This is a genomic window from Anisomitus miae (SeqCode) (genome assembly GCF_054906395.1).
The window spans coordinates 94,207-111,859 of record NZ_JBRACL010000005.1 but is presented as its reverse complement, the minus strand read 5'-3'; the positions used below and the strand labels follow the sequence as shown (position 1 = coordinate 111,859).

Sequence of the window (17,653 nt, the reverse complement as noted above, 5' to 3'; positions counted from 1 at the left end):
TAAAGGGGCGAAAAAACTTTGTATGTTAAAAAAAATTTATTTAAAATAATATCAATTTTTTTATTTATTATACTCTTTATTATATGCTGTTTCATAACTTACCTAATTATAAATAAAGAACACAATCCTAAATATAAATTGGATTCTTACATATCTTATTTAAATGGTATCTTCAATACATTAAATGAGGACATATTATCTGATAAAACCACAGAGAAAGCTCTAGAAAATATCTACGCACTACAAAAGTCTAAAAAAAATATAAATACATCTATGAAGATAAATGAAACAAGAATATTTGATCACTTAATGAATTCATCAGAACTTTATATAAAACAACTTTCAAGCCTAAGATCAAACAATGAAAACATAAACGAAAATATTGTCGCTCTCAAAAATCACTTTGACGAAATAATAAATAGTATAAAGTACTTACCTGCAAATTCAAATATTTTAAAAGAAACAATAGCTACTATCTCAAAACTACAAAATACGTATGAAAATAATTTTTATTCAGATAAAATAAACTATATATCCACTCTAAATTTAAATAAGTTTATAAATAATATAAATTCTATTATGTATGAATTTTTACCACTAATCGAAGATATGAGTGAAAATATTGAAAAAGCTAATAATGATAAATATGATTACCAATTAATTTTAAATACACTAGAAAAACACTCAAATATTTCAAAAAATTTAAAAATTAAGATTTCAAAGATACCTATCCCCCAAGAAGGACTTGATATATATTATCAAATTCAGGAAATATTGGAATTATATGAAGAATATAATATAAAATTAAAATATTTAATAAAAAATGAATCCTTATCCAAAAATTTAGAAGTAAATCAGGAAAACCAATACAATTTCTATAATCAAGTAAATTATATGTACTTAAAAATATTAAATAATTATAATAACCTTAAACATAAGATAGATTCTAAGATAACTATTTCAGATTCTATTTATAATTAAACTTAATTTTTATTAAAATAAATTTTCAGATTACAAGCAAATATACACATAGCTATATCTTTGAAATACTTTAAATATCTTATTAGCATTATCCTATATAAATTCCTCAATATTAATGTTAACTTAACAATTTGACAGTATACAAATAACTTTGGTTCTAATTTAATCAGAAAATTTTGAAGAAATATTTAAGTATTATATTTTAAAGATAAATCTTACTTTAGAATTATATATACATATAAAAACATGCTAGAAATTTTTCTAGCATGTTTTTCATTTATTTTTATCTATAAAATCTATCAAATCTTTCTTTTGCATAACACCTATAAACTTATCGCAAACTTCTCCGTTCTTGAATAAAACTACAGTTGGAATACTCATAATTTTATATTTCCTTGCAATAGTACTCTCATCTACATCTATCTTAACACACTTAACATCTGCACTTTCTCTAGCAAAATCCTCAAATATAGGACCAAAACTCTTGCACGGTCCGCACCACTGAGCATAGAAATCAGCCACAACTACACCATCAAAATCTAATACCTCTTGCTTAAAATTTGAATCATTGATATTAACCAAATAACATCACTCCCCAATAAAAGTTTCATTTATTAATAGTTTGCCATCATGGACCATTTTCCTTCCTCTGGCAAATACACATTTAATTTCAAAATTTTGTTTATCCACAAGAATAACATCTGCATCCTTGTGCTTATCTATCATTCCCTTATTATGAAGCCCAAGAACATCAGCAACATTTTTAGTTACAAGTGATATAATCTTATCTTTCGGTATCTTTGAATTTTTCAATAATTCCTTAATTTCATCATAAAGTGAGCTTGGCTTCCCAATTCCAATACCCATAAATCTTCCACCATCGCCTAAAATAGGTAAACTTCCCTGAGAATCTGAAGAACAAGTAATATGTGCTATATCAACTCCTTTAGATAAAATCTCAGGAATTACATTACTTACACGTAAACTTTCCTCTTCCTTCACCCCACATACATAGCTACTCGTCAAATCAAAATATCCACCATTTCTTCCATACTCAATAGCTGAGTCCAACAAACTTCTATTTCTATTCACATGTGTAGGTATAACCTGTGATAAATTTACATCCTTATTTTTACAAATATCAAATAAATATCTAAGTCCTTCCTGAGAATCTCCTATATGAACATGTATAACTGCCTTTTTATTAGATAAAATACCTCCGACTCTAGCTTGGTAGATTATTTTTACAAATTCCTCAAAACTTGGACTAGAAGATCTATAATCTGATAAAGCAATCTCACCCACACCTATAACTTTAGGAATAAGCATGAGATCAGACTTTATATCTCCCGTTATAGTTTTTAATGGAATCTCATAAGAACCTGTATAAACATAACTACTTATACCTTCTTCTTCAAGCCCATAAGCCTTTGCTATCAAATTATTCATATTCCTACATACACTATCTGTACCAAGACATCCAACTACGGTAGTAGTTCCACAGGAAACTAAATCAATTACACTAACTTCAGGAGTCCTACTCCTAAAACCAGATTCCCCTCCTCCACCAGCTATATGAACATGAGAATCTATAATCCCTGGGAACATAATAAAATCGCTCCCATCTATAACTTCACACTCAACAAGAGGACTTACTTCATTTATTCTATTATATAATCCTGCTATTTTGTCAAACAAAAACAACACATCTTTCTTTCCTAAATATTTCGGAGCATAAACCTCTACATTTTTAATAATAGTCATCATATAAGATCTCCTCCTCGTAAGATACCTATTATTTATTTAATATGTTTAAAATCTGGTTCTTTACAGACAAAATCGAAGTTGAAGACATCGAAAATTCATCTAATCCATACTCTAAAAACTTAGGAATTGCTTCCTCATCTCCAGCCATCTCACCACACATTCCTACCCATTTACCCTCAGCATGTGCACCATCAATGGTCATTTTTATGAGAGATAAAACGGAAGGATGCATTGGATTATACAAATAGGCTACTTTTTCATTCATCCTATCACAAGCTAAAGTATACTGTATTAAATCATTTGTTCCAATTGAAAAAAAATCAACTTCTTTCGCAAATTCCCTCGCAGAAATCGCTGTTGAAGGAATCTCAACCATTATACCAATTTCAATTGATTTACTAACATTAACTCCATCGCTTAAAAGCTCATTTTCACACTCCTTCAAAATTTTCTTAGCTTGTCTAAACTCTTCAATACATGAAATCATTGGAAACATAATTTTAAGATTTCCATACACCGAAGCTCTAAGAAGTGCTCTAAGTTGTGTTTTAAATATATCTACTCTATCCAAACAAAGTCTTATGGCTCTGTACCCCAGAAAAGGATTCATCTCATGTCCCAAATCCAAATAATTAAGTTTCTTATCTCCACCTATATCTAAAGTTCTAATAACAACTGGTAATCCATTCATTTTCTCAAGAACTATTCTATAAGAATTAAATTGCTCATCCTCTGAAGGCATATCGTCTCTATCCATATATAAAAACTCAGTTCTAAATAAACCTATTCCATCTCCCCCATTTCCCAAAACCTGGTCAACATCTTTAGGAGATCCTATATTACCACAAATTTCAATATGCCGATCATTCTTATCATATATCTTTACATTCTTTAAGGACTTTAGCTTCCGTTTCTCTTCTTCATACTTCTCCATATTTATCTTAAACTCTTCTATTTCTGGAACACTTGGATTAACTATTACAACTCCCTCTACCCCATTTACTATAACGGTATCCCCATTTTTGACTATATCCGTTATGTTCTTCATTCCGACCACTGCAGGTATCTCCATCGTCCTAGCCATTATAGCTGAATGTGAAGTTCTCCCACCCACATTAGTTAAAAATGCACACACTTTATTCTTATCCAACTGTGCTGTATCAGACGGAGTTAAATCATTAGCTACAATAACGGTATCATTTTCTAACATCGAAATATCTTCCTGAATCCCTAAGATATTTCTCACTATTCTATCTGCCACATCTTTAATATCCGAAGCTCTCTCTCTCATATACTCATCATCTATACTCTGCATAATATCAACAAGTTCTTCTTTAACAGAATTAACAGAATATACCGCATCAAACTTTTTATCTTTCATTAAAGCCTTTATCTTATCAATAAACTCCGGATCTTCTAATATCATTTGATGACTTTCGAAAACTAATGACTCTTGTTTTCCAACTGTATCTTCTATTTTTTTTCTTATCTCCTCTAATTGACCCTTAGTCTTTACTAATGCATTTTCTAATTTTAATATTTCTAAATCTATATCATTAACCTTAGAGTCATTAATACTTATGGTCAAATCTTTTTTTATAATAACTTTTCCTATAGCATATCCTTTGGATGCTGCAATTCCCTTTACCATAGTTATCCTCCTAAAATAAATGCCAATGTAACACATTTATCCAAAATCCATGAACTAGCTCTTTTAAAATTTTCTATATACACACATATATTAGTGTAAATCTTTTCTATAATATATTCAATAAAAATTCTATTTATTTTTGTATTACACAACTGAAAAAAATTCTTTCCTAATCTCGTGATATCTACTCCCTAAATGTTTTGATATTTCTTCCTTTTTGTGTTTACTATTTATATCACAATTTATATATTCATCCTTACAAATGGGGCATTTTCTATAATCCATATTAACTTCACTTCTTTTTATAAATCTATTTTCAACTTTATCGTAAATCATGTATACCCCAAGCTTTCCTAGTTCATCCTCATCTTCAAGTAAAGACATATCATGTTTTAAATCTAGAGAACTCCTATTTATTATCAGGAAAACAATAGGACCATCTTCATCACTCATTACCATTTTAAAAGTCATGTCCTTTGTATACAATGATTCTAACTTTCCTATTATTAAATTCAATATTGATAGTGATATTTCAGATTTTTTAGTTTCTTTATAGTAAATAGATCTTATTATTACTACATTACCTTCACATTTTGAAAGTAAATTATCTATAAATATGTTCGACTGAATCCTTCCTTTGAAATTAAAAATCAATTTATATTACCTCCTTTAAAATACTCATCAATCGCCAAAACCATAGCATCACATATTTGATTTTGGTAAAGACTATTTTTTAGTTTCTCTTCCTCCTCCTTATTTGATAAAAATCCACACTCGACTATTACAGAAACACCTTCATAACCATCTCTGAGAATCAAATAATCATTTTTTACTCCCTTCGGTTGCCTATTTACATCTTGCATCAATGTATTCCTAAATTTTTCATGCATAAGTAAAGCAAGATATTTGCTTTTATCACTATACAATGGATACCAAACCTGAGAACCCTTAACCGAAGTATCTGAAAATTTATTCATATGTATACTTAAAAATATATCACATGAAACCTCTCTTTTCATTTTACATCTCTTATTTAAATCTTCCCTTTTCTTTTGTTTCAAATTTGATATGTCAGAAAGACAAATATCCTCATCCCTAGTCATAAATACTTTATAACCCTTATCAATTAGCTTATCTCTAAGAATCAATGAAATCTGAAGATTCAAATCTTTTTCCAAAGTATTCGAAGGAGAAACTGCACCTCCATCAACACCTCCATGACCAGGATCTATTAAAATAACTTTATCTTTTTCAATACATAACGTACCATAACCCAAATAGCATAACAGAAAAACGCTTAAAACCAGTAAACTAAACAAATTATATATTTTCATCATCGAAACTCCCTTTAATAATTTGTATCTTACCTCTTATGGTTGACGTTTTTATTTATTTTTATGTAAATGCATTTATACAAATATTCGAGTTTCATAAAAATACAAAATCTCTCAAATAGTTTAAATTCTTTATTTTACAAATCTTCCATAATACTTCTCAGTAATAAGCAAATGTGAAAACCGATATATGGAGTAACAGTAAACTCAATTCAAATTGAATGCGTATATAAACAATTTAATTAGTATAAAATAATATTTAGATTTTTGAAATAGCTTATATATTATTTAATTTCTTGGGGGAATTATGTAAATGAATGAATTAATAAAAAATATTGAAAAATCAATACCAGTGGCTCTTGACAGTTTAGTAAACTCAATTGATGGTCAAATTGAAACTGTAACGTTAGCTCAAGAACCAGGAGTTGGCATAACATTATTGTCAATTGGCAAAGGCGAATGCGTTGGACCACATTCTGCAAAAGGTTATGCCCTCGTCTATATCCATGATGGTATAGCAAATATAACAATAGGTGACAGAGAAATGGAAGTTAAAAAAGGAGATATAGTAGTTATGCCATCGAATATCCAGCATAAAGTCACAGCAAAAGAAAATATAAAAATGTTACTTGTTTTAGTAAAGGAAAACTAGAATTATGCAATATTTCAAAAATATAGAACCCTACAATGTATCTAAGTTAAATGATATTATTTCAGTTACAGGTAGAAAAATAGCAAGCAAGTCCATAATAGACAATGATTATATAGAAATTAGATTTTTTTCATTTGCTCAAGGTGAAGATATAGATAAAGAGTACTACGAAAAAGAAACCTTATTCATAGTCTTGGAAGGTAGCTTAAAAGTGCTTTATAATAAAAATTCTGAAGTGATTGTTAATGAAGGAGAAATGGTGTGTTTAGAGGCAAATATAAATTATGGTGTTAAAGCTTTAGAGCCATGCAAAATGTATACTATTTTAGTTAAATCCTAAACATAAAACCAAAAATTAAGTTTATGGCTATAAATTATTGCTATCAAGTATGTATTTAAGTAAAAATATCTTAAATGAAGTTCTGAAAATATTTATATCATAATATAAAAATAAACACCCATCACTAAAGGTTTAGTGTGATGGGTTGTTTTTATCATTATAAATATATTTTTTAATGTCTTGATTTAAATTATCATAAGAATAGATCTCAAATTAAATTATTTAAATTGCTTATATTTTAATTGTGACTATATTATATACAAATTAAGTATAGTATTAATTATTCAAAAATTTCTCTTTTTCTAAACTCTCCAGATACTTTCATTTATCTGCAAATAATAGCAATTCTATTTCCTCTATTATTTTCCAATAATTAAAACCATGTTTCCCCATTTTTGATTTTTCTTTTAAGGATATCATCTCTTTCTCACTTAGAATTACACGTTCAAGTGAATCTAAAATACCTTGTTCTGAATTATCACATAATAAACCATATCTCCCATTACCAAGGACTTCACGTGAACCAGAAACATTTGTACATATTATGGGTTTTTCAAGGATAATAGCTTCACAAATAACCAATGGATACCCTTCACCTAAGGATGATGATATGAATAAATCAGCAGCCTTTAAATATGGATATAGATTCGGTACAAATTCCTTTAAGATCACAGATTCTGAAACGCCCAATTGCTTGGCTAAATCTCTTAATTCATCTCTTAAATGTCCTTCTCCCAAAATAACTAACTGATGCTTATACTTTTTTGACAAATTAGCATGTGCCCTTATTAATCTATCAAATCCTTTTTGATAATCTAACCTTCCTATAGATATAATTGTAAATTTATCAAAAATTATGTCTTCTTCCAAAGATTTTCTTACTATGTTTTCAGACATTATGGGATTATAAATAACATGATTTCTAGAATTATTTTTAAATAATTTTAAAAATCCTTCTCTCACATCGTTTGATACGAAAACTATATCATCAAATCTATCGTAGCAATACTCTTCTTCTTTCAATTTAAATATAGATTTTGTCCAATGCAATACGGACAGATCTACATGAATCCACGCAATCTTTTTACTATTCTTGTTTGTTGAATATGAAATGAGTTTTGTTGCATATCCTTCTAGAAATGAAATCTCTACATCGAATTTTTCCTTAACTATATTGTTTATAATATAACCATAAAATATCTTAGGGCATTCCTTTATATAATGAAGTATATAAATTAGTTGGATATAATCTGAAACATAAAATGTTTTTACATTTTTAGGTATCTTATCTATATAAACTCCTCCATTTTGTAAAACTACTAAAGTTATTTCAAACTTCTTGCTATTAATTATGTTCAATATATCTATGAGTATCTTCTCAGCACCTGCTCCACTCAAGTTAGGTATAACAAATAATATCTTTTTAAATTTACATTTTTGATCAATACCATAATCATCTAAATGAGAATGGTTTTGTTTATATTCTCCATTTCTCCTTAGAATATATTTCCTCAATTTCATTATCCCTCCTTTTATACAAGAAAAGGATAACTCCTCGCTAATACGTTGTAGGTTGAACAAATTATTACACCCTCTTATAATTATTGTTTTTTCACTTTCGGTTTTATACAATATATCGAATCGAATTTAAAACAAGAACTTAGTTACGATATTGCAAAATAAAGATTCTTAATTGCATTCTCATCAAAAATTTTAAAATATCCATTACTTAGAGGTAAGTATAAACAAAAAATAGAAAATCTCATAAACTCAAGTATTCACTTAAATTCATGAGACTAATTTTAAATATGAAATTTATCTCTCCGAAGATCATCTGTATGATATACTCTAATTTGCATTCATTAACCTTTTTTCCAAATCTTGTTTTCGAATAAATCTAAAACTTAAATTTCCATGATTGTTTTAAAATACTGTGATTAAGTTCATATCTAAAATCTACATTCAATGTAAGAAAAATAGAAATCAGAAAAACAAAACCCCACGAATCCAAGAAAAATCTCGAATTCATGGGATCCATCTTTGCTTCTGAATTATCTCTTCGAAAACTGAGGAGCTCTCCTCGCCTTTTTCAACCCGTACTTCTTTCTCTCTTTCATTCTAGAATCCCTGGTTAAAAACCCCTCTTTCTTCAGTACAGACCTCAAACTCTCATCTGACTTAACCAATGCTCTAGCTATTCCATGCCTTATAGCTCCAGCTTGACCTGTAAATCCACCACCACGCACGTTAACCTTAACATCATATCTAGACAAAGTATCAGTTAAAACTAACGGCTGATTTACTATGTACTTCAAGGTATCTAATCCAAAATACTCATCCATGCTTCTCTTATTTATGGTCACATTCCCACTACCAGGTACTAAAAAAACCCTAGCAACTGATTTCTTTCTACCACCTGTTCCCATGTATTGAATTCTACTCAAAATAAATCCTCCATTCAAAACTAATATCTTAACTTTAACTCTCTTGGATTTTGAGCATGATGACAGTGCTCACACCCTCTATAGACTTTAAGCTTCTTCATTTGACTTCTCGCTAGAGGACCTCTTGGCAACATCCTTCTCACCGACTCATAGAATAAAAACTCCGGCTTCTTATCCAAAAGCTTCCTATAAGAGATCTCCTTAAGACCCCCTGGATACTGAGTATGGTACCTATAAAACTTCTGATCTAACTTCTTACCTGTTAAAACAACCTTATCTGCATTTAATACTATTACAAAATCTCCCACATCAATATTAGGAGTAAACTCAGGCTTATTCTTACCTCTCAAAATAGAAGCTATCTGACTGGAAGCCCTACCGAGAACCATTCCTTCTACATCAACAACATACCATTCTCTTTGAATTTCACCTTTCTTTGGCAAATATGACTTCATAATACCCTCCCAGTAAAAATGATATCTATAATATAAAAACCTGTAGCAAGTTGAATCCACCATTCTAAACACAAAAACAACACTAGTATTATAATAAACTTTACACTATATGTCAATTATCATAAAAAACTTTTTTAAGTGTCAATCCTTTAGCCTCACTCACAAATCCTGAAAGTCCTCTATTAGAAGACTCAATTATAAAAGGTATATCTTCTGAGTTTATTCTCCCCTGTCCTACCATTATTAATGTTCCAACAATTATTCTGACCATATTGTACAAAAAGCCATCGCCCACTACATCGTAGATTATAACATTCTCCTCTTTACGCAAATCACTATTAAATATTTTTCTAATTGTACTTTTAACACTAGAATTTTGACTCATAAAGGCTTTAAAATCATGTTCCCCCTCAAAATATTTTGATGCTCTTTGCATTTCTCCAAAATTTAAACTATGTTTGAAATGCATATGATCTACATATTTCGATGGTGGAAGTACTAGATCATTAAATATCTTATACTCATAATGTTTTTTACTCGCACAGTATCTAGAGTGAAATTTTTCATCTTCTTCATAACACTCAAACACTCTTATATCATAAGGAAGTTTTGAATTCATAGCATCCCTTATACCACATAATGGGACACTAAAATTGTAAATATTAAAATTACAATAGTACTCCAGTGCATGAACTCCTGAATCTGTCCGACTACACCCAAAAATGCTTATATCTTTCCCAAATATGTTACTAAACGTACTTTCAAGGACACCTTGAATGGTATTGCCACTTTTCTGTTTTTGAAATCCAACATAATTTGTTCCTAAATAAGAAATCTTCATACAAATATTCACTAAAACACCTACAAGAAAAAAATTAGAACTATTACCAACATAAATAAAACTAAACTTATAAAATCTTTTTTAGAAAATTTAAGCTCTCTGAATTTAAACCTACTCTCGCTGTCACAATAACAACGAGATTCCATAGCAATAGCTAATTCATCTGCCCTTCTAAAAGAGTTTATAAAAAGCGGAACTAAAATGGGAATAATGCTTTTTACCCTATTTATAATTCCACCACTTTCAAAATCTACTCCTCGTGATTTCTGAGCCTTTATTATTTTATTGGTTTCATCTAATAGCGTTGGGATAAATCGAAGTGCTATACTGATCATAAGAGAAATTTCACCAGCAGGTACTTTTAATTTTTTGAGAGGTCTCATCAAACTTTCAAATCCATCAGTAAGCTCTGTCGGAGATGTAGTTAAAGTTAAAATGGTCGATCCAATTATCATAAATATAACTCTAAAGCTCATAAATAAGGAAGATATCAAAGCCTTATCATATATTTTTAAAAACCCAATGCTTAAAACTACATTTCCCTCTCTTATCAAAAACACATTGAATATATATGTAAAAACTATAAACATACTTATTGTCTTTATAGCCTTAAATAAGTAATATATCCTCATATTAGACAGAAAAGAAACTACAACAACTAATAAAAAATACGCTAAATATTGAATTATACTATTACTTAAAAATACTCCAAAGATATATATAATATTGAGCATTATCTTAGTTCTTGGATCGAGAGAATGTACAAAAGAATCCGTCTTTACATATTGACCAATTATAATATTATCTATCATTTTTAATTCCTCTTGTTTTTAAAATAATTGCACAGAGCATTTTCCATTTCAAAAACGCTTCTTGGAAATTTATCAAGTATTAACCCTTTATCTTTTAAACTTAGACATAGTTTTATCAGATATGGACTTTCGATTTTGTACTTAGATAGAATTTCCTGATTCTTAAAAAACTTCTCCGTTTCTTCAAAACTTATAACTCTCCCACCATCCATCAACATAATTCTATCAGAGAGCCTATAAGCTAAATCCATAATATGAGTAACTATAATAATAGTTTTACCAAATTCTTTATTCAATTTTTCTATTATCAACATTATTTCTTCTCGAGTTTTAGGATCCAACCCAACAGTTGGCTCGTCTAAAATAATATAATCTGGATTTAAAACTAGCATAGACGCCAAAGAAACCTTTCTTTTTTCACCACCACTAATCTCAAATGGACTCTTATCTTTATATTCATCAAAATCTAACGATACCATATTCATTGCTGATCTAACTTTTTTTCCTATGATATCATCATTTTGACCACGAATCTTAAGGGAGAAAGAAATATCCTTATATATACTATCCTCAAAAAATTGATACTCTGGATACTGAAATGAAAATCCAAACTTCCTTCTGATGTCAACATTTTTTATCTTTTTATCTTTGGCATTTAACGAATCCACTATTATATCACCTGAAAAATCCTTAAATAAAAGATTCATAAGCTGAACAAGAGTTGATTTTCCACTTCCAGTGTGTCCAATAATAGAAACTATTTCTCCCTTGTTAATTTTAAAATTTATATTATATAGAACTTTATTTTCAAAAGGGGTATTTTTAAGATATGTATACTCTACATTTTTAAATTCAATCGACATAACAAATCAACGAGTTCCTCCAAATTAAAAATATTATCCTCGTTATGGAAACCTAACCTTTTAAGAGTATTTGAAATCTTACATGACGATGTTGTATCCAAATTATTTTCAAACAAAAAATCCTCATTTGATAGAATCTTTCTGGGACATCCGTTATATTTTAAAACTCCATTGCTTAAAACTACAATTCTATCAGCAAGAAGAGATTCATCTATAAAATGTGTTATAAGCACAACAGCTATTCCATATACCCTATTTATCTCAGTCAATATAGACAATATTTCATTTTTACCTTTCGGATCTAGCATGGAAGTAGATTCATCAAAGATTATATATCTAGGCTTCATTGACAAAACCCCAGCTATGGAAACTCTCTGTTTCTGTCCTCCTGATAGCATATTTATATTACGATCCTTGTATTCGAACATATCTACTTTCCTTAAAGCTTCATATGCTCTATCCTGTATTTCTTTTCTATCGCGTAATGTATTTTCAAGTCCAAATACCACGTCATCCATAACAATGGTAGATACAATTTGGTTATCAGGATTTTGGAATACAATAGATACGACCTTTCTTATATTTAAAATATTGACTCTATCTTTAACGCTCATAGAGTCTACAAAAATATCTCCTTCTTTAAGTTCATAAATTCCATTGATTAATTTTGATAGAGTAGACTTCCCAGAACCATTACCTCCAAGGATACAAACGAATTCTCCCTGATTTATAGTAAGATTTACATTATTTAAAACATACTTTTCATTTCCCTCATATTTAAATGATACATTTTTAATTTCTATACAATTATCCATATCAATTCCTTTTTTAATCTATATGCATATCTCATTATACCAAAATTTCCAAAAAAACAAAAAGAGAAATTAAGACAAGATTCCTAATTTCCCAAATAAAACTAAACCAGCTCTAAAATGGCCATCTCAGATCCATCTCCTCTTCTTGGACCCGTCTTTAGGACTCTGGTATAGCCACCATTTCTCTCCTGATACTTAGATGCAATTTCGTCAAACAGAACCTTAACAACTTGCTTCTCTTTAACGAATGATAAAACTTGACGCCTTGAATGCAAGTCACCCCTCTTAGCAAGGGTTATCATTTTTTCTGCTATACTTTGTGTCTCCTTCGCCCTAGTAAATGTTGTAACTATCCTGCCGTGCTTTAAAAAACTTGCAGTAAGATTTTTAAGCATAGCAAGCCTATGATCTGTTGGTCTACCTAATTTTCTCTGCCAAGCCAAATTAAACACCTCCTATTATTCATCACTTTGTCTTAAACTCAAACCTAGATCTTTGAGTTTTTTCTCAACTTCCTCTAGGGATTTTTTCCCTAAGTTTCTAACTTTCATCATATCTTCAAGAGACTTCTGAGCTAATTCTTGAACTGTATTTATACCAGCACGCTTCAAGCAATTGTAACTTCTCACAGAAAAATCAAGTTCCTCAATAGTCATTTCAAGAACCTTTTCTTTCTTATCTTCCTCTTTTTGAACCATAACAACAACTTCATTTGCCTCTTTGGTCAAACCTAAAAATAACTTGAAGTGTTCAATTAGAATCTTAGAGGAATAACTTATAGCTTCATCGACTTTTATGGATCCATTAGTCCATACTTCTACCGTTAATTTATCATAATCCGTAATCTGACCTACTCTAGTATTTTCTACTAAAAAATTGACTCTCTTAACAGGTGTATATATGGAATCTATTGGAATATATCCTATACTATTTTCAATCTTATTTTTATTCTGTGGAACATATCCTCTACCTTTATTTACTGTAATCTCCATATTTAAATGTCCATCGTCCTCAAGAGTTGCTATATGTAAATCTTTATTTATAATTTCAATTCCATCTGCTACCTGTATATCCTCAGCCCTAGCAATTCTACTTCCCTTAACATCTAAATATAAAGTTTTACTACTGTCATCATCCATCCTTAAAGCCAACTCTTTTATATTCAAAATTATCTCTGTCACATCTTCTTTTACACCCTTAATTGTAGAAAATTCATGTAACACTCCCTCAATTTTTATAGACGTAGTAGCAACTCCTGGCAAAGATGAGAGTAATATTCTTCTCAAAGAATTACCAAGCGTAGTACCATATCCTCTTTCTAAAGGTTCGATTACATATTTACCATAAGTTCCATTATCATTTGACTCCACACATTCAATTTTAGGCGTTTCAATATCAAACATATAAAAAACCTCCCTTAATATAAATTTTTAAGGGCAACTGATCCAAAAATTACTTACTGTAAAACTCTACGATCAAAGTTTCATTAAATTGTACATTCAAATCATCTTTTGAAGGTATTGACAACACCCTTCCTCTATATCTCTCACCATCTATACTGAGCCATGTAGGAACTGAAGAACTTCCTTCCAACAGGTATTTAAACTTATTAATAGAACGACTTTTCTCATTTATTTCTATAATATCATTAATTTTAACTGTATAAGACGGAATATTCACTCTACGACCATTTACACAAAAATGACCATGCGAAACCAATTGCCTAGCTTCCCTCCTAGAGTTCGCAAAACCTAATTTAAAAGCTACATTATCAAGCCTCATTTCAAGAAAATTAATCAAATTCTCACCAGTTACACCAGATTTTCTATCGGCTTTAGCATATGTAAGTTTAAATTGTTTCTCAAGCATGCCATAAATTCTCTTAGCTTTTTGCTTTTCTCTAAATTGTATACCATAGTTTGATAACTTTTTCCTCATTTGACCATGTTGACCTGGAGCTCCAGCACTCTGTCTCCTGATTACTGAACATTTACTGGAATAGCATCTATCTCCCTTTAAAAATAACTTTACTCCTTCCCTTCTGCACAATTTACATTGTGGACCATTGTACTTAGCCATATTACACCTCCAAATTATACCCTTCTCCTCTTAGGTGGTCTACATCCATTATGAGGAATAGGTGTTACATCCTTTATTAAAGTAATCTCGAGCCCAGCTGCTTGCAAAGATCTTATCGCAGCTTCTCTTCCTGACCCTGGACCTTTAACATACACTTCAACACTCTTTAAACCATGTTCCATAGCACTCTTAGCAGCAGTTTCAGCTGCCATCTGTGCGGCATAAGGTGTACTTTTTCTAGATCCTTTGAATCCTAAAGCACCTGCACTAGACCAAGCCAATGTATTTCCTCTAATATCAGTTAAAGTAACTATTGAATTATTAAATGTTGATTTTATATGTGCTGAACCACAATCTACATTTTTTTTATCCTTTTTTCGCCTACTTACTTTTTTAGCCTTTTGAACTGCCATAAAAATTATTCACCCCTTACTTTTTCTTATTTGCTATTGTTTTTCTCGGCCCTTTAACAGTTCTTGCATTAGTCTTAGTTCTCTGACCTCTTAAAGGCAATCTCTTTCTGTGCCTTATCCCTCTATAACACCCGATCTCTATAAGACGCTTTATATTTAAAGCCACATCTCGTCTTAAATCACCTTCAACTTTAAGATTTTTATTTATAAAATCCCTAATTGAATTTATTTCCTCTTCAGTCAAATTTTTTACTCTGGTATCCCCATCTACATTAGTTTCTTTTAATATTTTCCTAGCTGTAGATATTCCTATACCATATATATAAGTCAAACTAACTTCAACCCTCTTATCTTTAGGTATATCAATACCCGAAATTCTAGCCATATTCAAAATTCACCTCTATTCTTATCCTTGTTTTTGTTTATGTTTTGGTATATCACATATAACCATCACTCTTCCTTTTCTCTTTATTATTCTACATTTTTCACAAATCGGTTTAACAGACGCTCTAACCTTCATTATAACATCCTCCTATAAATTACTTAGCTCTCCAAGTTATTCTACCACGGGTTAAATCATAAGGGGACATTTCTATCTTAACTTTATCTCCAGGAATGATTCTTATAAAATTCATTCTCAATTTCCCTGAAATATGTGCAAGAATTATATGTCCACTCTCAAGTTCAACTTGAAACATGGCATTAGGTAAAGACTCTTTAACTATACCTTGCATCTCTATAATATCATCTTTAGCCATCCTTTAACCCTCCCAATCAAATACAAACAGACTTTATGACCAAAAAGTCTATAAGGTTATAATTTCCGGTTCATCCGAAGTTACTATTACGGTATTTTCATAATGAGCCGATAAACTACCATCTTTCGTCACAACCGTCCAATTATCACCCAAAACTTCAACATCATCTTTTCCTATATTCACCATAGGTTCTATTGCTAGAGCCATACCCTTCTTCAACATCGCTCCATATCCCCTTTTACCAAAATTAGGTATTTCAGGTAATTCATGCAAATCTTTTCCGATACCATGACCGGTAAAGTCCTTAACAACTGAATATCCTCTACTCTCAACATAAGTCTGAATAGCATTAGATATATCTCCAATTCTGTTAGATTCTCTTACATAATTTAGGGATTCAAAAAAACTTTCCTTAGTAACCCTTACTAAATCAAGTGCCTCTTTATTTGCTTCTCCAATAATAAATGTTCTAGCTGCATCTGCATGAAAATTGTAAATGTTAGCTCCACAATCTACGCTAATAACATCGCCATCTTTCAATATTCTTTCGCCAGGTATTCCATGTATAACTTCATGATTTATAGAGATACAGAGAGTAGACGGAAAACCGTAATATCCTTTAAAAGAGGGGATCGCACCACAACTTAATATATACTCTTCTGCCTTATTATCTAAATATTTCGTACTAACTCCACACTTCAGTATCGATTCTACTAAATTTAAAGTATCCTTAACTACAACACCTGCTTTCCTCATTAAGGAAATTTCATAATCATTTTTTATATAAATCATAATACTCTCCTACAACATCCTTAATATTATTAAAAACATCCTCAACACTACCTGAAGCTTTGATTTCATACAAAACATTCAAACTTCTAAAATACTCTATAATACCAGATGTCATTTCATAATAGATTTTCAATCTATTATGAAAAACTTTTTTCGTATCATCTGACCTATGAATAAGATTCCCTCCACACCTATCACACACACCTTGCGACTTTGGGACAAAATTTTCTAAATTATATACGGTACCACAATTTATACAAACTCTACGTCTTAAAATTCTATTCAAAATATCTGCTTTATCAGAATTCAGATATATAACAATATACTTGGAATCTCTTAAAATATTCGTAACACAAAACAATGCTTGATTCATAGTCCTAGGATAACCATCAAGCAAATACGATGAAGTTAAAATTCCTTCTTCCTTCATTTTATATACCAGATTATTTATAGTATCATCTTGTACAAACTTTCCCTCATTCAAATCAGATCTACTTATAAACTTTCCTATACCAGTACAGTCATATACATGCTTTCTCAATATATCTCCAGTGGAAATATGCTCAACACTAAAAAATTCACAAACCAATTTAGATTGAGTACCTTTACCAACTCCTGGGGGTCCTATCAGTAATATCTTCACCAAACCATCTCCG

General features: G+C 30.1%; 25 protein-coding genes. 3 read left to right on the top strand and 22 right to left on the bottom strand.

The genetic code is table 11. The features are described 5' to 3' along the window. Window positions 1-138: 138 nt before the first annotated feature. Entirely contained in the window at window positions 139-981 is an 843-nt protein-coding gene (locus AALI31_RS02455; protein WP_489884940.1) for a hypothetical protein, read from the top strand. 273 nt (window positions 982-1,254) lie between these two features. Here the strand turns inward: AALI31_RS02455 and trxA are convergent, their stop codons facing one another. From trxA to AALI31_RS02425, 6 genes are read right to left on the bottom strand one after another with little or no spacing between them, the layout of a single operon-like run. Beyond that, a complete protein-coding gene (gene trxA / locus AALI31_RS02450; RefSeq protein ID WP_489884939.1) occupies window positions 1,255-1,563 on the bottom strand; it encodes a thioredoxin in 309 nt (102 codons plus the stop codon). Between the two features lie 6 nt (window positions 1,564-1,569). Next, entirely contained in the window at window positions 1,570-2,748 is a 1,179-nt protein-coding gene (gene iadA, locus AALI31_RS02445) for a beta-aspartyl-peptidase (protein ID WP_489884938.1), read from the bottom strand. A gap of 28 nt (window positions 2,749-2,776) precedes the next feature. Then, on the bottom strand, window positions 2,777-4,399 hold the full coding sequence (gene ptsP / locus AALI31_RS02440; RefSeq protein WP_489884937.1) for a phosphoenolpyruvate--protein phosphotransferase: 1,623 nt from the start codon (window positions 4,397-4,399) through the stop codon (window positions 2,777-2,779). A 2-nt stretch (window positions 4,400-4,401) separates the two neighbouring features. Then, window positions 4,402-4,551 carry a hypothetical protein gene (locus AALI31_RS02435; protein ID WP_489884936.1) on the bottom strand — a complete coding sequence of 50 codons (150 nt, stop codon included), beginning with the start codon at window positions 4,549-4,551 and terminating at the stop codon, window positions 4,402-4,404. Continuing rightward, window positions 4,544-5,053, bottom strand: coding sequence for a citrate lyase holo-[acyl-carrier protein] synthase (locus tag AALI31_RS02430; RefSeq protein WP_489884935.1), 510 nt, complete (start codon window positions 5,051-5,053; stop codon window positions 4,544-4,546). Before AALI31_RS02430 ends, AALI31_RS02435 begins: the two co-directional genes overlap by 8 nt. Beyond that, window positions 5,050-5,736: an N-acetylmuramoyl-L-alanine amidase gene (locus AALI31_RS02425; protein ID WP_489884934.1), complete on the bottom strand. Its 687-nt coding sequence runs from the start codon at window positions 5,734-5,736 to the stop codon at window positions 5,050-5,052. The genes AALI31_RS02430 and AALI31_RS02425 overlap by 4 nt, the downstream gene beginning before the upstream one ends. A 310-nt stretch (window positions 5,737-6,046) precedes the next feature. Here AALI31_RS02425 and AALI31_RS02420 point away from each other — a divergent pair, with 310 nt between their 5' ends. Both AALI31_RS02420 and AALI31_RS02415 read left to right on the top strand, forming a co-directional pair. Beyond that, complete coding sequence (locus AALI31_RS02420; protein WP_489884933.1) at window positions 6,047-6,385, top strand: cupin domain-containing protein; 339 nt, start codon at window positions 6,047-6,049, stop codon at window positions 6,383-6,385. Window positions 6,386-6,389: 4 nt separating this feature from the next. Beyond that, a complete protein-coding gene (locus AALI31_RS02415; protein ID WP_489884932.1) occupies window positions 6,390-6,725 on the top strand; it encodes a cupin domain-containing protein in 336 nt (111 codons plus the stop codon). A gap of 321 nt (window positions 6,726-7,046) precedes the next feature. Here AALI31_RS02415 and AALI31_RS02410 read toward each other — a convergent pair whose 3' ends face one another. The 16 genes from AALI31_RS02410 to AALI31_RS02335 all read right to left on the bottom strand — a co-directional run bounded on the left by AALI31_RS02410 (window position 7,047) and on the right by AALI31_RS02335 (window position 17,640). After that, window positions 7,047-8,246 (bottom strand): glycosyltransferase, encoded by a 1,200-nt coding sequence (locus tag AALI31_RS02410; RefSeq protein WP_489884931.1) that lies wholly within the window; start codon window positions 8,244-8,246, stop codon window positions 7,047-7,049. A 530-nt stretch (window positions 8,247-8,776) separates the two neighbouring features. Then, entirely contained in the window at window positions 8,777-9,151 is a 375-nt protein-coding gene (rpsI, locus tag AALI31_RS02405; protein ID WP_489884976.1) for a 30S ribosomal protein S9, read from the bottom strand. A gap of 38 nt (window positions 9,152-9,189) precedes the next feature. Continuing rightward, the gene (gene rplM, locus AALI31_RS02400) at window positions 9,190-9,624 is read right to left on the bottom strand and encodes a 50S ribosomal protein L13 (protein WP_489884930.1); all 435 of its coding nucleotides are present in this window, start codon (window positions 9,622-9,624) and stop codon (window positions 9,190-9,192) included. Between the two features lie 112 nt (window positions 9,625-9,736). After that, window positions 9,737-10,477, bottom strand: coding sequence for a tRNA pseudouridine(38-40) synthase TruA (gene truA, locus AALI31_RS02395; RefSeq protein ID WP_489884929.1), 741 nt, complete (start codon window positions 10,475-10,477; stop codon window positions 9,737-9,739). 8 nt (window positions 10,478-10,485) lie between these two features. Next, window positions 10,486-11,277, bottom strand: a complete 792-nt coding sequence (locus AALI31_RS02390) for an energy-coupling factor transporter transmembrane component T family protein (RefSeq protein WP_489884928.1) — start codon at window positions 11,275-11,277, stop codon at window positions 10,486-10,488. A 2-nt stretch (window positions 11,278-11,279) separates the two neighbouring features. Then, window positions 11,280-12,140, bottom strand: coding sequence for an ATP-binding cassette domain-containing protein (locus AALI31_RS02385; RefSeq protein WP_489884927.1), 861 nt, complete (start codon window positions 12,138-12,140; stop codon window positions 11,280-11,282). Further along, window positions 12,116-12,955: an energy-coupling factor transporter ATPase gene (locus AALI31_RS02380; protein ID WP_489884926.1), complete on the bottom strand. Its 840-nt coding sequence runs from the start codon at window positions 12,953-12,955 to the stop codon at window positions 12,116-12,118. The genes AALI31_RS02385 and AALI31_RS02380 overlap by 25 nt, the downstream gene beginning before the upstream one ends. Before the next feature lie 101 nt (window positions 12,956-13,056). Then, entirely contained in the window at window positions 13,057-13,398 is a 342-nt protein-coding gene (rplQ, locus tag AALI31_RS02375; protein WP_489884925.1) for a 50S ribosomal protein L17, read from the bottom strand. A gap of 15 nt (window positions 13,399-13,413) precedes the next feature. After that, window positions 13,414-14,358: a DNA-directed RNA polymerase subunit alpha gene (locus tag AALI31_RS02370; RefSeq protein ID WP_489884924.1), complete on the bottom strand. Its 945-nt coding sequence runs from the start codon at window positions 14,356-14,358 to the stop codon at window positions 13,414-13,416. A 49-nt stretch (window positions 14,359-14,407) separates the two neighbouring features. Beyond that, entirely contained in the window at window positions 14,408-15,034 is a 627-nt protein-coding gene (gene rpsD, locus AALI31_RS02365) for a 30S ribosomal protein S4 (protein ID WP_489884923.1), read from the bottom strand. A 14-nt stretch (window positions 15,035-15,048) separates the two neighbouring features. Then, window positions 15,049-15,447, bottom strand: coding sequence for a 30S ribosomal protein S11 (gene rpsK, locus AALI31_RS02360; RefSeq protein ID WP_489884922.1), 399 nt, complete (start codon window positions 15,445-15,447; stop codon window positions 15,049-15,051). A 16-nt stretch (window positions 15,448-15,463) separates the two neighbouring features. Beyond that, window positions 15,464-15,832, bottom strand: a complete 369-nt coding sequence (rpsM, locus tag AALI31_RS02355; protein WP_489884921.1) for a 30S ribosomal protein S13 — start codon at window positions 15,830-15,832, stop codon at window positions 15,464-15,466. Between the two features lie 21 nt (window positions 15,833-15,853). Then, window positions 15,854-15,967, bottom strand: a complete 114-nt coding sequence (gene rpmJ, locus AALI31_RS02350; RefSeq protein WP_489884920.1) for a 50S ribosomal protein L36 — start codon at window positions 15,965-15,967, stop codon at window positions 15,854-15,856. Between the two features lie 19 nt (window positions 15,968-15,986). After that, a complete protein-coding gene (gene infA, locus AALI31_RS02345) occupies window positions 15,987-16,205 on the bottom strand; it encodes a translation initiation factor IF-1 (RefSeq protein WP_489884919.1) in 219 nt (72 codons plus the stop codon). Window positions 16,206-16,253: 48 nt separating this feature from the next. Continuing rightward, window positions 16,254-16,997, bottom strand: coding sequence for a type I methionyl aminopeptidase (gene map, locus AALI31_RS02340; protein WP_489884918.1), 744 nt, complete (start codon window positions 16,995-16,997; stop codon window positions 16,254-16,256). Then, the gene (locus AALI31_RS02335; RefSeq protein WP_489884917.1) at window positions 16,978-17,640 is read right to left on the bottom strand and encodes an adenylate kinase family protein; all 663 of its coding nucleotides are present in this window, start codon (window positions 17,638-17,640) and stop codon (window positions 16,978-16,980) included. The genes map and AALI31_RS02335 overlap by 20 nt, the downstream gene beginning before the upstream one ends. Window positions 17,641-17,653 lie beyond the last annotated feature (13 nt).